15 protein-coding genes are annotated in these 15,345 nt (G+C 50.2%); 10 read left to right on the forward strand and 5 right to left on the reverse strand.

All coding sequences use genetic code 11. The annotated features are described in order from the left end of the window. Positions 1-340 precede the first annotated feature (340 nt). Positions 341-874, forward strand: coding sequence for a YceI family protein (locus DPV68_RS14195; protein ID WP_114167428.1), 534 nt, complete (start codon positions 341-343; stop codon positions 872-874). Between the two features lie 26 nt (positions 875-900). On the opposite strand, the gene DPV68_RS14200 is transcribed toward DPV68_RS14195, so the two are convergent. After that, the gene (locus DPV68_RS14200) at positions 901-1,860 is read right to left on the reverse strand and encodes a metal-dependent hydrolase (RefSeq protein WP_232819664.1); all 960 of its coding nucleotides are present in this window, start codon (positions 1,858-1,860) and stop codon (positions 901-903) included. Between the two features lie 109 nt (positions 1,861-1,969). On the opposite strand from DPV68_RS14200, the gene mutY reads away from it, so the two are divergent. The 5 genes from mutY to DPV68_RS14225 all read left to right on the forward strand — a co-directional run bounded on the left by mutY (position 1,970) and on the right by DPV68_RS14225 (position 7,071). After that, positions 1,970-2,992: an A/G-specific adenine glycosylase gene (gene mutY, locus DPV68_RS14205; RefSeq protein WP_114167430.1), complete on the forward strand. Its 1,023-nt coding sequence runs from the start codon at positions 1,970-1,972 to the stop codon at positions 2,990-2,992. Next, the gene (locus DPV68_RS14210) at positions 2,989-3,420 is read left to right on the forward strand and encodes an SRPBCC family protein (RefSeq protein ID WP_114167431.1); all 432 of its coding nucleotides are present in this window, start codon (positions 2,989-2,991) and stop codon (positions 3,418-3,420) included. The genes mutY and DPV68_RS14210 overlap by 4 nt, the downstream gene beginning before the upstream one ends. 83 nt (positions 3,421-3,503) lie before the next feature. Then, positions 3,504-4,046, forward strand: a complete 543-nt coding sequence (gene ntdP / locus DPV68_RS14215; protein WP_021067741.1) for a nucleoside tri-diphosphate phosphatase — start codon at positions 3,504-3,506, stop codon at positions 4,044-4,046. Positions 4,047-4,083: 37 nt separating this feature from the next. Beyond that, a complete protein-coding gene (locus DPV68_RS14220; protein ID WP_114167432.1) occupies positions 4,084-5,832 on the forward strand; it encodes an ABC transporter ATP-binding protein in 1,749 nt (582 codons plus the stop codon). Positions 5,833-5,922: 90 nt separating this feature from the next. Beyond that, positions 5,923-7,071 (forward strand): DUF3238 domain-containing protein, encoded by a 1,149-nt coding sequence (locus DPV68_RS14225; RefSeq protein WP_114167433.1) that lies wholly within the window; start codon positions 5,923-5,925, stop codon positions 7,069-7,071. Positions 7,072-7,089: 18 nt separating this feature from the next. Here DPV68_RS14225 and DPV68_RS14230 read toward each other — a convergent pair whose 3' ends face one another. Both DPV68_RS14230 and DPV68_RS14235 read right to left on the reverse strand, forming a co-directional pair. Next, positions 7,090-7,503 (reverse strand): thiol-disulfide oxidoreductase DCC family protein, encoded by a 414-nt coding sequence (locus DPV68_RS14230; RefSeq protein WP_198662333.1) that lies wholly within the window; start codon positions 7,501-7,503, stop codon positions 7,090-7,092. A gap of 53 nt (positions 7,504-7,556) precedes the next feature. After that, on the reverse strand, positions 7,557-8,789 hold the full coding sequence (locus tag DPV68_RS14235) for an MFS transporter (RefSeq protein ID WP_114167434.1): 1,233 nt from the start codon (positions 8,787-8,789) through the stop codon (positions 7,557-7,559). Positions 8,790-8,881: 92 nt separating this feature from the next. On the opposite strand from DPV68_RS14235, the gene DPV68_RS14240 reads away from it, so the two are divergent. Further along, positions 8,882-10,519, forward strand: a complete 1,638-nt coding sequence (locus DPV68_RS14240) for an ABC transporter substrate-binding protein (RefSeq protein ID WP_198662334.1) — start codon at positions 8,882-8,884, stop codon at positions 10,517-10,519. 35 nt (positions 10,520-10,554) lie between these two features. Here the strand turns inward: DPV68_RS14240 and DPV68_RS14245 are convergent, their stop codons facing one another. Then, complete coding sequence (locus DPV68_RS14245; RefSeq protein ID WP_114167436.1) at positions 10,555-11,853, reverse strand: glutamate-1-semialdehyde 2,1-aminomutase; 1,299 nt, start codon at positions 11,851-11,853, stop codon at positions 10,555-10,557. A gap of 192 nt (positions 11,854-12,045) precedes the next feature. Between DPV68_RS14245 and perR the strand changes: the two genes are divergently transcribed. Beyond that, positions 12,046-12,477 carry a peroxide-responsive transcriptional repressor PerR gene (gene perR / locus DPV68_RS14250; protein WP_157964212.1) on the forward strand — a complete coding sequence of 144 codons (432 nt, stop codon included), beginning with the start codon at positions 12,046-12,048 and terminating at the stop codon, positions 12,475-12,477. A 26-nt stretch (positions 12,478-12,503) separates the two neighbouring features. Here perR and DPV68_RS14255 read toward each other — a convergent pair whose 3' ends face one another. After that, entirely contained in the window at positions 12,504-12,863 is a 360-nt protein-coding gene (locus DPV68_RS14255) for a YgzB family protein (protein WP_021067733.1), read from the reverse strand. Positions 12,864-13,030: 167 nt separating this feature from the next. On the opposite strand from DPV68_RS14255, the gene DPV68_RS14260 reads away from it, so the two are divergent. Further along, complete coding sequence (locus DPV68_RS14260; protein WP_114167438.1) at positions 13,031-13,897, forward strand: nucleotidyltransferase-like protein; 867 nt, start codon at positions 13,031-13,033, stop codon at positions 13,895-13,897. A 257-nt stretch (positions 13,898-14,154) separates the two neighbouring features. After that, entirely contained in the window at positions 14,155-15,105 is a 951-nt protein-coding gene (locus DPV68_RS14265) for a PstS family phosphate ABC transporter substrate-binding protein (RefSeq protein WP_232819665.1), read from the forward strand. Positions 15,106-15,345 lie beyond the last annotated feature (240 nt).

Consider the following 15,345-nt stretch of genomic DNA (forward strand, 5'->3'; position numbering starts at 1 on the left):
CGTAGCTAGTAAAAGTACGGTCTTCCCAAGAAACTCCCACTTCAGGCTGCGAAGCAAGCAAGTGGTGAGTAGTTCACAGTGAACTTTCGTGCCTGTCGAGTTTGGGACTTCATAAATCATGGTAGTTCCTCCCTTTTCCGAAAAGTATAGGGATTCTATGTATGCGCTTACATTTTACTGTAAGTCCACAGCTTCCTTTTTTCATCGTAACGGGTCGGTATGATAAAAGTCAAAATTTTTAGACAATAATTTGTCACATTTATTAAGATATGTTTTGAAGTCAAGATTTGTGGTAAACATCAATTAGCATCAATTTTAAATCGAAGGAGTGGACGTATTCATGGCAAAAACATACCAAGTCGACCCGGCACACAGTTCGATTACATTTACCGTCAAGCACATGATGATCTCGAAAGTAAAAGGGGAGTTCAAAGATTTTCACGTCGAAGCGAGCGGGCAACCGGACGATCTCGCGAACGCACGCGTAAACGTGACGATTAAAGCAGCATCGATCGATACGAATAACAGCGACCGCGATAACCATTTGCGGTCTGGCGACTTCTTCGATGCGCAGCAGCATGAGGACATCGTCTTTGAATCAACATCGTTTCGCTCAAAAGGCGGCGGCGAGTTCGAATTGACAGGGAATTTGACGATTCGCGGCACGACCCGTGAAGAGACGTTCGACGTTGAATACGAGGGAAGTGTAAAAGATCCTTGGGGCAACATGAAGCACGCTTTCACCGGGGACGGGTCGATCAACCGGGAAGATTACGGATTGACGTGGAACCAGGCGCTCGAAGCGGGCGGCGTCCTCGTCGATAAAAAAGTGAAGTTTGACTTTGAGCTCCAGTTCACGGAGTCGGAGGCATAAAAAAAGTCGCTCTCGCGAGCGACTTTTTACTGTTCGTAGGCCAATTTCTTTTGTAAGCTCTCTTCGCTGAACACCCAACCGGTGAACGAAGACAACACTTCGTTTGACACTTCATCGACGATGACGACGGCGACGAACGGATAAATGTCTTTCGAAAAGTAGCGCAAGTTCGTGAAGCGATATTCAATCATGCCATTGTGGCGTGTGACCGTATACGTGTGAATCTTCGAAAACTCAAGGAACGATTGAAGATCCGCATTTTTACGGGCCTCCACGAAGTGAAGGTCGTCTTCCCCAGGCATCGGCTTGTCACGGAAACGACCACATTCGATGACCGTCCCTTTTTTTACTTTGACTGCTCCTAAACCGTTGCGGAATCGAACGGCGACGTGCCAGTCATCCCAGCCGATACCCGGCGAGATGAACAGTTCGTGGGCGCCGGCGAAGTGACGGGCGACCGTGGCGAGGGCGCGATTACGCAATTTGAACTGGACGGCGTAATAGCTGATGACGAGCGCAATGAGCAGTGCAAAAATCGGGACAGTCGCCCCTGTGATAAGCCATAATACATATGCCCCGTAGTAGGCAGAGAACAAATATGGATCGAACGTCCCGATGACGCCCCAGCCAATCCATTTCTTCGAAAACGGTTGGAGGGCCTGCGTCCCGTAAGCGTTGAACAAGTCGACCGTGACATGCAACAACACAGCGATTTGTGCCATGACCCATAATGAAGCGGGGTTGACGCCAAGCGCAAGTCCGATGACGGCGCTGACGATAATCGGCCAAGCGAGAAGTGCGGTAATTCCGTGTGAACGACCGCGGTGCTGGCGTAAATACGTGCTATTTCCTTTTAGTTTGAAGACCGTGTCAAAGTCCGGAGCATGCGAGCCGACGAGAGCCGTCGCTGTCATGGCTAGAAACATTTGTGCGTCGCCTGACACCTCTGGGCTGAGTGTCGCGATTGCACTTAAACCAAGTCCCATCCCAATGTGAGTAGCAGTATCCAATGTGCTTCAGCACCTCCATAGTAGAAAAAGCGACGTAATTTGATCCACTTCATCATACAATATTTTTAAAACGAGGGGAAACGAAATGCTCGATATTGATAAATTGTTCACAAATTGTAATATTCAAGATTTCAACACAAATTTAGTGGCATGGTTCAATCGCGAAAAGCGCGATTTGCCATGGCGTCACGGGAAAAATCCGTATCGGGTCTGGGTGAGCGAGGTCATGCTTCAACAGACGCGTGTCGATACGGTCATCCCGTACTATAACCGTTTCATGGAGCGCTTTCCGACAATCGAAGCGTTGGCAGCGGCCGAACCTGACGAAGTCGTCAAATATTGGGAAGGGCTCGGGTATTACTCACGGGTCCGTAATCTTCACCAAGCCGTCCGAGAAGTCGTCGCGGTTTACGACGGCATCGTCCCGGAAGAGAAAGAACGATTCGAGAAGCTGAAAGGGGTCGGGCCATACACAACTGGTGCCGTCCTCTCGATTGCTTACAATCAGCCGGAACCGGCCGTCGACGGCAACGTCATGCGCGTCATGTCTCGCCAGTTCGGAATCTATGACGATATCGCCGTCCCGAAAACGCGAAAACTGTTCGAGCAAGTCGTTCGCCGATTGATGGATCCGACGCACGCCTCGGACTTCAACGAAGGTATCATGGAGCTCGGGGCGACGGTATGTACGCCGAAAAACCCGATGTGTTCGCTCTGTCCGGTACAAGACGATTGTTATGCTTATACCCATAACGTGCAAGATGAACTCCCCGTCAAGACGAGAAAAGGGACGGCCCGAATCGAGATGTATGACGCGCTCTACTGTCGCCAAGAGGGCCGCACGGCTTACGTAAAACGTCCTGACACCGGTCTTCTCGCTGGAATGTGGCAATATCCGCTTACAGACCGCGGAACGGGGGAACAGTTAAACGGAACCTATGTTGGACAAGTGAAACATGTGTTTTCCCACATCGTCTGGTACATCGACTTATATGAAGTCGAGACGTTACCGGCTGGGGAATGGACTTGGCTCGACGAAGAGGCACGTGACGTGGTGACGGTATCGGTCGCCCAACAAAAATTAGAGCAGATGGCAGGTGCGAAATGAGACAGTTTGACGTACGAACTCCATATGACACGTCCGTCGACACACTCTGGACGTTGCTTCAAGATGCTTCACTGTTATCCGAGCTGACATCGTTCCCGAAAGTGATGCTCCTTGGGGATGGGGCGTCGGTCGAGGGGAATGTCGTTCAGCTCCGCATCGGGGTCGGCCCGATTTCATTACCGTGGAACAGTGCCATCACGTTGACGGGGAATCACGCTTTTTGTGACCAAGGCGTGAAGTTGCCGTTCCCGTTCCGTCGCTTCAGCCACGTGCATCGGGTCGAACAAGTCGGCGGACAGGCTATCATGGTTGATGAGGTCACATTCGATAGCTACGTACCGGCCGTTCTCGTCGAATACTTCGTGCTTCGACCGATGTTCAAAGCGCGAGCCGAGGCGTTCCGAAAAACACTAAATTCCTGTAAATAAGAGATTTCCTTTTTCATTGGTTCTGAAAGTCGCTATAATTAAATATGAGAATTGTATAGCATCATAGCGGAAAGGAGGAGCTTATGAGCTTATTTCCCAAAGCAGGTAGCAAGATCGAGATACAGAGCTACAAGCACAACGGAACTTTGCATCGCGTTTGGGAAGAAACGCTCGTCCTTCAGTCGTCAAAAACGGATATGATCGGATTCAATGACCGCATCATGGTCAGTGAGTCAGACGGCCGGCAATGGAGAACACGTGAGCCGGCAATTTGCTACTTTTCATCTGAGTTTTGGTTCAATGTCATCTGCATGATTCGCGAAGATGGGATTTACTACTACTGTAATCTAGGTTCGCCGACAACGTTCGATGGGGCAGAACGTGCCATCAAGTACATCGATTACGATTTGGACATCAAGGTGTTCCCGGATATGTCGTACACGATTTTAGATGAGGATGAATATGAGCGGCATCGTCGCGAGATGAATTATCCGAAAGCGATTGATCGAATCTTGAAACAGAACGTTCAAGAACTTATTAACTGGATTCGAGGACGGAAAGGGCCGTTCAACCCAACATTCGTCGATGAATGGTATCGCGAATACGAAGCACGTTACCGGAGATGATCGCTCATCTCCGCTTTTTTTCTTGAAGGAGGAACTAATGGGTAGTATTAAACGTTATTTAAAGTTCGTTAAACCGTATAAGAAACAAATCGCGCTGACCATCTTCGTCGGGATTTTGAAATTCTCCATCCCGCTCGGGTTGCCGCTCCTTTACAAATATGTGATCGACAATTATTTGACCGACCCGGACCCGGCGAGGGATTATACCGAACTCGTCTGGCTGTTCGGAATCGTCTTCTTTGTCTTCCTTGTCTTGAAGCCACCGATTGAATACTTGCGACAATATTTGGCGCAATGGGCGGCAACACGAATTTTGTTCGACGTCCGGAACCGATTGTTCGACCACGTCCAAAAATTATCGCTCCGCTATTACTCGAACAATAAGACAGGACAGATCATCTCGCGCATCATCAACGATGTCGAGCAGACGAAAGACTTCGTCATCACCGGCCTGATGAACATCTGGCTCGATATGGTCACGATTTTAATCGCCATCGCCATCATGTATACGATCGATCCGCAACTGACGCTCATCGCCGTCTTGCCTCTTCCGTTCTATGCCATCGCCGTCCGCTACTTTTATGGACGGTTGCGCCGGCTCACGCGGGAACGGTCGGCTGCGCTCGCGGATTTGCAAGGTCATTTGACCGAACGTGTCAACGGGATGGCCGTCATTCGCAGTTTCGCCCTCGAACCGTATGAGAACAAGGCGTTCGAAGAGCAGAACGATGGATTCTTGAAAGCGGCGCTCCGCCATACCGGATGGAACGCGAAGACGTACGTCGTCGTCTCGACGATCACCGATATCGCCCCAATTTTGATTTTCACGACGGCCTCATGGCTCGTCTTGCAATTGGACGTCTCGCTCGGGACGCTCGTCGCGTTTATCGCCTATATCGACCGTCTCTACGCACCGCTCGGTCGTCTCGTCAACTCGGCGACGACGCTCACGCAATCGGTCGCTTCGATGGACCGTGTCTTCGAATTCCTCGATGAGCCGTACGACATCGAAGAGAAGCATAGCGCCTTCGTACCTGTACAAACGGCTGGCGATATCGAGCTCGACCGGGTCAGCTTCGCTTATGAGAAAGACGGAGCCCAGGCTCTCCACGATGTCAGCTTGCACATCCGTTCTGGGGAGCGGGTCGCCTTCGTCGGTATGTCTGGTGGCGGCAAGTCGACGCTCGTCAGCTTGATTCCACGATTTTATGATGTCACGTCAGGTAGCATTAAAATCGATGGCACCGACGTCCGAGACTTCAAGTTGCGGGCGCTACGCAATCAAATCGGGATGGTCATGCAGGACTCGGTGCTCTTCAGTGAGTCGGTCGCGATGAACATCCGGATGGGGAATCCGGAAGCCAGTGACGAAGATGTCATCGCCGCCGCGAAAGCAGCCAACGCCCATGAGTTCATCTCGAACTTGCCGGACGGCTACGATACGCCGGTCGGAGAGAAAGGCGTCAAACTGTCAGGTGGGCAAAAGCAACGGCTCGCCATTGCCCGTGTCTTTTTGAAACATCCGCCGATTATCATTCTCGACGAAGCGACGAGTGCGCTTGACCTTGAGAGTGAGGCGATGATTCAGGACTCGCTCGCGCGATTGACGAAAGGCAGAACGACGCTCATCGTCGCGCACCGATTGTCGACCATCACCGACGCTGATAAGATTGTCGTCGTCGATAACGGACAAATCATGGAGACGGGCACGCATGAGGAATTGATGCGTCGCCGCGGAGCCTATTATGATTTGTATATGATTCAAGACTTAGCGGTTGTCGAATGAGGCTTCGAGTTCAAAACTCGAAGTCTTTTTTTTGTTTTTAGAATCTGCTAGACGGGAATGGAGTAACGACATGAAAAGGGGGATAATTCAATGATGAATGGAGAAGGATTGATTCAAGTTCGACCACTCAACGACGGGATTGAATTGACTTGGTCACTCGAAGGGGAAGCGCACATCGTTCGAAACGGCACCGACGTTTATCGTGGAACCGAGCACCATTATGTTGACTTAGAGACGAAGGTTGGCGAACAAGTGGCGTATCATCTTACTTTTGAATCGGGAGAAGAGGCGAACGTCTATACGGCTGCTGTCAATCCAGAAGACCAGGTATATTGGAATCGACATATGACTGCCGCTGTCGTGGCCGAGACAGGCACTTACTTACATTGGGACCCGATCTCAGATGTGGAAACGTACGAGATTTATCGCCAAGGGCGTCGCGTTGCAGAAGTAAGCGGAGCAGGGTATATCGATGAAACCCCATTAACGGCACCGACCTTTTATGAAGTAAGAGCGTTACGGCCCATGAAACGTACCGGCAAACCTGGAGCCCATCTCATTGATTTTGTTGGTAAAGCCATGACGCTTGCAAAAGAGTATACGCTTTCGACAAGACGGGACAGCGAGCTTTACGTCATGTATTTCATGGTGAGTCCGTCGACACCGGAAATTAATGAAGTGGACGAAATCCAATTACGTGTCCAACCGTTCATAAAACCACCTATTTTGAAAAACCCAAATCTGTTTTCGCCACATCCTTACTTTGAAGGAGATGGCCGCTCATATAACGTTTACTCGGAAGACTATCGAACGCGAACGGAAGTACTGGTCGAACAATTAAATGATGTGCCGCTCCTATCCATCAAAAAGGATGCAAACGTGACACGGGGTTATACAAAAAATCATAAAGTAACCGGAGAAGATGTGGCTTCTGTGGATCAAGTCTATTTAGAAGATGTGACCATTGAACTAGGAAAAGTCGCTTACCGGCTCCAGCATTCGGTCGGAAATCCGCTCGTGATTGCGCCCGATATCAAATATACAATCTTCGCGCACTTGAAAAATCGAGCAGCTTTTAAATTGTCAGGCGAGCATACGCAGGCCCCACACCATGAAATTTATATGCGGATAGGCGATGCGCCCTGGATGACCATTCACCGAGCTGATAGCTTAGGTGTGAGTTTTATGGCTCAACCGTTCCCGTATTGTCATTGGACATATCTTACCTGTATGCAATAAGAAAACCCGCCACCTTCATTAGGTTGGCGGGTTTGTCTGTTGATCGATGAACCGACTGCGTTCTTCAGGTGTTGGAAGTTTGCACGTCTCTTTCATTCCAAACCATTTGTAGCGGTTTTTAGCAATGACGTCATAACCAAAGTCACGAATCGGTCTTGGTACAACACGAACGAGACGAAGCCATTGCCACCCGCCATCTAAGCCTTCAGCGATTCGAATCGCTGCATCCGATTTCAAATAAGGTACGCCGTCTTTCAGTAAAACGATGCTATCGATTTCTTCCGGAATTCGATGTCGTATCCGCAAGTCTTTTCCAGCTTCCCCTTGAAGGGAAGCAAAGTGGAAGTTTCCTTTTGAGTCGCGGTTAAGAATGAATTGGACGCTTGCGTCGCAAAAGTTACAGTCTCCATCAAATAATACAATCGCTGGCATGATGATCGCCTCCTTCACTCTTCGTAGTTACCGTTCGAGCCAAGAATTAAACGTCAAGCCGCAATTTGACGGACCGATTCCATTTTATAGAGGGCGATGTAGTATAAATAAGCACCTAATGCGCCGAAGGCAAAGATATAGCCACTCATGAAAATCGGACCAATGAACGCCCCAACGACGATGCCGGCCGCGGCCACAAGTTTGGCCCCGTGGAACGTGAGTCCGCCGAAAGCGAGGTACGATGCGCGGCGCTCCGGGTCGAGCAAATCGACTTGCTTCACTTGGCGGATTGGCGAGTACAATAATTCACCGACCGTGAAGACGACGGCCAAGACGGCGAGAATCAAGAATGAATTCATCGATGTGATGGCGGCGTACGCTGTAATATAGAGCGACAAGCCGATGAAGAATACGTATTTCTCCCGATACTGTTTCACAAAGGCGGTGACGGCGAACGTGATGGCGACGACGAGCAATGTGTTCTCGAGCTGCATGAACGCCATCATCCGGACACCGTCAAACGGCACACCGATGATTGAACGTTGTTGGAACGACTCGGCCAAATGAACCCCGATATAGTTCGCCATATGGAATTCGGTCGAGAAGACGAGCATGCTCCCGAGCACGAACAACATCCAGCGTCGGTCATTGAGGGCAATTCGGTAGTTTTGGATCACGCCGACAATCGGATTGGCCGGCGTCGACCGATTGCCTTGATGAGAATCGACGAGATAGCGCTGCAAGACGATGGTCGTGATCGTCAAGACGAGTGTCATCCCGACGAATAAACCGAAACGATAGTCGCGATAGAACGCACCGCCGAGCATAACACCGCCGGCGATGGCCAAGTTGACGAGCCAATAGTCATATACATAAATCGCTTTCCGATTTGATTCTTCCATCGAGTCAATGACAATCGCCTCTAAGGCCGGGTAGTTCAGCCCGTTGGCGATGGCATGACCAAAGTAGAAAAGGGTCACGGCAAGCGCCCAATTGTTCGATGGATGAATCGCGACCGTCATCCCGATGAAGCAAAGAATTTGAACGAGTTGGCCGATTTGTAAAACGTGCTTGCGATTGAAGCGGTCGGAGAAGTACCCACCGAACAAACCGGTGACATAGCCGACGATGACGAATGACGTCATAATGATCCCGGCGGCAATTTTGCCGAGTTCTTCTGAGAAATACAAAGCCATGAATGGAAAGATGGCCGAGCCGACGATGCGGATGAAAAAGCCGCAGACGAGTCGAAGTCGGACGTTGGTTGGAAAATCTTTGAATTTCATATGAGCGCCTCCTTGTCACTACTTTAAACGTGGACTACACTTGGTAAAAAGAGACAAATAATTTGGACATGTCCACTTTTAGGGGGAACGGCATGAATGCGAAACTAGTGGCGATTTATCGCCGTGCGCTAGAGACCGGAAAAAGGGAAGTGACGTTACGGGAAGCGGTAGAGGCGGTCGGTTATAGCGAGAAACAAGTGAAGCGCGATATCAAGGCGTGGCAGACGCTCGGGTGGGTTGAGTATCAGGCCGGGAAGGGACGCGGCCATGAATCGATGCTTCGCTTTCGGCCCGATTTTGCGCGGACGCTGAACGATTGGGTCGACACCTCATTCTCGAATGCCTCGATGGCGGACGCGGCCAAATGGTTGGAATGGGATTGGCCGCCTGCGTTACGAGAATTGATTCAAGCCCGGATTTGGAACCGCTTCGGTTTCGAACAGACGGAAGAAGACCGATTTGTGTTTCCGCGTACCCGGACGCTTGAATCACTCGACCCGCTCGACATTCATATCGCGATGGAGGCGTCCTTGTCCCGGCACATCTTCGACCGGTTGTTCGAATGGGATGGGACCACGGTCCAACCGTCCCTTGCCCATCATATCGAAGACGCACCGTTCGGGTTTCGTTGTTACATCCGTAAAGGTGTCACATTCCACAACGGGATGACGTTAGCGGCTAAAGACGTCGTGTACTCGCTGAATCGATTATTGACTCGCGGCAAACAAGTATGGCTGTTCGCACCAATCGAACGGCTCGAGTCCCCGGCACCTTACGTGGTCGATATCTATACGAAAGCGCACCGGGCCTACATCGAACGGTTGCTTGCCCAAACGCCGGCGTCGATCACGTATGAAGGGGCGGAAGGGGTTGTTGGGACGGGACCGTTCAAATTGGAGAAGCGGTCCGAGGAAGTCGTTCGGTTGCGGGCGTTCGAACGTGGGCTACGGCCGCGGCCATCCTTAGACGTGGTCGAATTCGTCACGTTCTCGGAAACGGATTATGCCAAGTGGAGCGCCGGTGATGATCAGAGCCTCGTCAAGTGGATCGCCGAAGCCGGGGCGCGTTATCTCATGTTCAATTTGCAGCACTCTTGGCTCAAAGACGATGTGGAAACACGACGTGCCATTCAACGGGCAATCGATAAAGAAGCGTTCGTTGAACTGGGAGGGGAACGTTATCAAGTGGCCCACGGTTTTTTCCCGGAGGCGAGTCGACCGGTTCCGACGACTGAGGCGGCGGTGAGTTCGTGCCGACCGCTCCGATTGTTGCACTTGCCGTTTGACGTGGCGACAGAAGACGCGGCGCTCGTTGCGGAACAATTGCGCGTTGCTGGTTTCACCGTCGAGACCAAGACGTATTCGCTCGGCTGTCTGCTCCAAGAAGAAACTCTGCGCAGCGCTGACTTGATTTTATGCGGGGAGATGATGAGTGAAGACCTCGATTTGGCATTCCTCGCTTTTTTGACGAGTGAGTTGTCACTCGTCGGTAAGTTGGTCGCGTATGAAACGGGGCTCCGAGCGATGATGGATCGCTACCGTCAAACCGATATGAGCGCGTGGGCGTGGCTCCATCGTGACGTCGAGCGTTATTTGACAGAAGCGGCACTCGTCATTCCCCTGTATCACGTTGCACGCGAACGGCGTTTCCCGAGTTTTCTCGGCGATGTTCCACTCGATGTGTTCGGCCACCCGTGCTACGACCAGCTATGGATTCGGCATTCAGGGTAAATCAAAAAGGAGATGCCGCGGCATCTCCTTTTTGTTTATAGTTGAGCGAACGCGCGGTTCACAGCGGCAATCGTCTCTTCGATATCTTGTTCGGTGTGCTCAGTCGTCAAGAACCAGGCCTCGTACTTCGAAGGGGCCAAATTGACACCATTCTCGAGCATCAATTTGAAGAATCGTCCGAACACTTCGCCGTCCGACTTTTCGGCTCCCTCATAATCGGTCACGATCTCGTCCGTGAAGTAGACCGTGAGTGCACCTTTCAGACGGTTCAGCGTGATGGTCACGCCGTGTGTGTCGGCGGCTTCACGAATTCCGGCTTCGAGCTGGGCGCCGAGCGCGTCAAGCTTTTCATATACTCCCGGTTGCTCGAGCACCTCGAGGCAAGCGAGACCTGTCGCCATCGACGCCGGGTTGCCGGCCATCGTTCCGGCCTGATAGGCTGGGCCGAGCGGGGCGACCGTCTCCATGATTTCAGCTTTTCCACCGTATGCGCCGATTGGAAGTCCGCCGCCGATAATTTTGCCGAGTGCGGTCATGTCCGGCTCGATCCCGTACACTTGCTGGGCGCTTCCGTACGTGAAACGGAACGCCGTGATGACTTCGTCGTAAATGACGAGCGCACCATGTTCGTGTGTGATGTCATTGACGGCCTGGAGGAAGCCTGGCTTCGGTTCGACGATGCCGAAGTTCCCGACGATCGGTTCGACGAGGACGCAGGCGATTTGATTTCCCCATTCACGCATCATGTCGCGGAACGCATCGACGTCATTAAACGGTACGGTGATGACTTCTTTCGCCGTGGCCCGCGTGACGCCGGCTGAGTCGGGTGAGCCAAGTGTGGCTGGTCCGCTGCCTGCCGCGATGAGCATCAAGTCCGAGTGGCCGTGATAACAACCGCTGAATTTGACGACGAGCTCACGACCGGTATAGGCGCGGGCGACACGAACGGTCGTCATGACCGCTTCGGTCCCTGAGTTGGTGAAACGGACTTTATCCATTGAGGGGATGGCCGCCTTTAGTTTTTTCGCGAACTCGACTTCAAGCGCGTGCGGTGTCCCGTAAAGTAGACCTTTAGACGACGCCTCGATCAACGCTTTATGGATATGCGGGTGGGCGTGGCCCGTGATAATCGGACCGTACGCCGCCAAATAGTCGATATAGCGATTGCCGTCGACGTCATAGAAATAGGCGCCGTCTCCTCGTTCCATATAGACGGGTGCGCCGCCGCCGACGGCCTTAAATGAACGGGAAGGGCTGTTGACCCCGCCGACGATGTGCGTCAAGGCTTCGGTATACAAAATATCTGAATTGTTGCGTGTAGATGGTTTTGCCATATGTATTGCCTCCTTTTACAAATTCGCACTTATTGTATCATAGCCGTCAACCGCATAAGCTCAACGTTTGACGACCGTTCAAGAAATCAGTACACTATTTATAAAGATTACTATGTAAGAAATAGGTTAATTCTAACTGACATTTCGCATGAAATTTTATAGAAGAAATGAGGGATTGACGTGGGAAGCGAAATGCTTGACCATGCTGTTCAGTCGCTCCGAGAACATGGAGTCAGAATGACGCCTCAGCGCCAGGCCATTTTGGAGTACCTCGTCACGGAGCACAGTCATCCGACAGCGGATGACATTTATAAGGCACTTTCGGCGAGATTTCCGAACATGAGTGTCGCCACCGTCTACAATAACTTGCGCGTCTTTAAAGAAGTCGGACTTGTTCAAGAGATGAACTATGGGGACGCTTCGAGTCGCTTTGATTTTGTGACGTCGCGCCATTACCACATCATTTGTGATGCATGTGGAAAAGTCGTCGACTTCAACTATCCGGTCCTCGATGAAATCGAATCGGTTGCGTCTCAATTGACAGGGTTCAAAGTCGACCGTCATCGTCTCGAAGTATACGGGACATGCCCGGCTTGCCAGTCTGAACAAGCGCATAAACATTAAAAACATCCTCTGCGTGAGGATGTTTTTTATTCGTGTGAATGTGATTGGCGTTTGTTATATTTTTCATCGAACTCTTTACCTTCGAGCGATTGGTCGATCGTGAGCGGTTCGTCGCAATGCATGCATAAATCGACTCGGCCGAGCATCTTTGTCTGTTTCTCACAGTTCGGGCAAGTGACGACGATGGCTTTCGTGGACGCCATCCCGATAATAAAGTAAAGCGCTGAGCTCGATAACACCATCACGAAGCCGAGCAACATGAAAATAATCATGAGCCATGTGATGCTTTTCGCCAGCAAGCCGAGATACATGACTCCGATTCCCGCAAAGACGAGTAACAACGCAAGGTTGCGAGCGCGGTTGATTTTATTCCCCCGTTTTTTCATTTCGTAATCCCTCCATGTCTGTCTTTACTATAGCTCATCTGAAAGAGCGTGAGAAGTTCATTCGATCGCGGGCAGGAGAATTTTAAAAGAAGGCGAATCATCTTCATATCAGAATATTGGGTGGACAAGTGCTGTTCATCATATAGAAAGAAGGTATCAAGGTGACTATGGAGTATGCGACGCGCACGATCTATTCGGAATATGCAGCCTTGAAAACGACGCTTGGCATCATTGAAGTGAAGAAGAAACGACCGCGCGATCCGTTGACCGATCAATCGGACCGATTGTTGATTGTGATTGAAGCGAAAGAAGAGCCGTTTTGGACGGTGAAGCACTATCAGGTTGGACAAGAAAAAATCATTCTCCATTTGGTGAGTGAGTCGATGATGGACCGCTGGATTTTGATGAACGAAAATCGCCGCGCCATCCACTGGATCGAAGATGGGATGGTCTTGTTTGAACGAAATACGTTTTTGTTAGATTTGCGACAACGTCTTCGTAATTTCTCGAACGACGAGCAACGCCTACAACTATCGCTCGCTTTTGCGAAGTTGTTGCGACGCTTTGAAGACGGTCGCAGCTTATTTTTACAAGAAGAGCATCAGGACGCCTTCACTCAAATTCACCATGCCTTGACCCACTTGGCCAGATTATCGGTTTTGGAAGCCGGGATCCATCCTGAAATCGTATTATGGAAACAAGTACGTACACTCGACTTAGAAATATATAAACTCCACGAGGAACTCGTGAGCGGACAAGAGTCGCTCGAACAGCGGATTCACTTGGTGATTATCGGAATGGAACATTTGATTCAATCTAAAGTGTTGCCCGGCACGCTCCTTCTATTACAAACGATGCAACAACGGGATGAACCGTGGCCGTTCTCAGAATTGATGGAGCATCCGAACTTGCAAGCATTGAAAGTCGACCTAGGCAGCATTGTCGGTTTCCTTGTCCGCAAAGGGTATGTCCGTTCGGTCGCTCGACCGACAAAAGGCGTTGGAGTCGAATCCATCGCCTATGAGATTGCCTGACTATATAGAAGTGAATGGAGTAGTTGAATCAGATGAAAATCGCCAAATTTATATTAGGTAGTGTGTTGATTGTGCTGGTGACTGTAGTCATATCGGTTTTTACAGCGCTCTTTACGATGGGTAATCCAATTGCAGGAGGACGCCCCATTCTTTGGACAATTTGGTACGTGGCCGCTTTATTAATTCTCATTATGGCGTTATATGACTTTTCGTCGTTAACAAAAGGGCAACTCAAACGAGTGGGATTGATTGGAACCATGATTGGAATCGTGTTCTTTGGTTCAGTAAAAGGGTACTACGTGTATACAGAAAGTTTGCGGATCGAAGAGCGTGGTGTTGAGTTATATGACTATCAGCCGTTTAAAGAGGAATCCGATTTGGCTAAACTTGATGCGCCATCTTCGTTTAAAATCGATTCAAAGCTCCCACGCCTCGATGGGGCTACGGCACTCTATCCATTGTACGCGTCATTTGTCGAAGCGGTTTATCCTTCTGACGAATATAATCCGTATAGTACGGAGGAGAGTCCGGTCGTCTCAACGACGACGGGAGAGGCGTACGATCGGTTGATTCAAGGGAAGACGGACATCATCTTTGTCGCCGGACCATCAGATCTGCAAGTGGCCGCGGCTGAGAAGGCTGGTGTGAAGTTCAACATGACACCGATTGGGCGTGAAGCGTTTGTCTTCTTTGTACATGAAGATAATCCGATTGGCTCGCTCAAGTTGGAAGAGATTCAACAAGTATATGCCGGAGATATTGATAATTGGAGTGAGGTCGGAGGCAAGAATGATCCGATTCGAGCATTTCAACGTCCAGAAGGAAGCGGAAGCCAGACGGCCTTGCAGCGGGTGATGGGGGATCGTAAATTGATGGATGCACCCGTTGAGGATGTCCCGGAAGGTATGGGCGGTATCATCGAACAGACGGCCGCATACACTAATCATAAAAATGCGATCGGCTTCTCTTTCCGCTTCTATGCGACCGAGATGGTCGAAGATCATGATATTAAATTACTTCAAGTAAATGGGATTGCTCCAACGGTCGAGACCATTGCTGACGGGACGTATCCGATCACTTCCGAATTTTATGCCATCACGACAGAAGAACAATACGAAACATACAAGCCGTTTTTAGATTGGATGACGTCTGTTGAAGGGCAGACATTGGTGGAGCGGACGGGCTATGTGCCTCTCGCGAAAGATTGAAACGTTGGGCCTCATGATGAGGGCTCAACCTTTTTTTATTTTTTGTGATATTTCTATTGACGAAGTGGTAAATAGAGATTATAGTTATAAACGTTGTCACGACGAAAGATTATTTCAGTAAAACAATTTGTGAAAAAAAGTTGTTGACGCGGAGATGACAGACGTGATAAATTAATGGAGTCGCCAATGAGCGGCAGACGAACTTTGAAAACTGAACGATGAGGCAAAAAAAGTTTTACC

Origin of the sequence: Exiguobacterium sp. TNDT2 (assembly GCF_003331145.1) — a bacterium.
Taxonomy (GTDB): domain Bacteria; phylum Bacillota; class Bacilli; order Exiguobacteriales; family Exiguobacteriaceae; genus Exiguobacterium.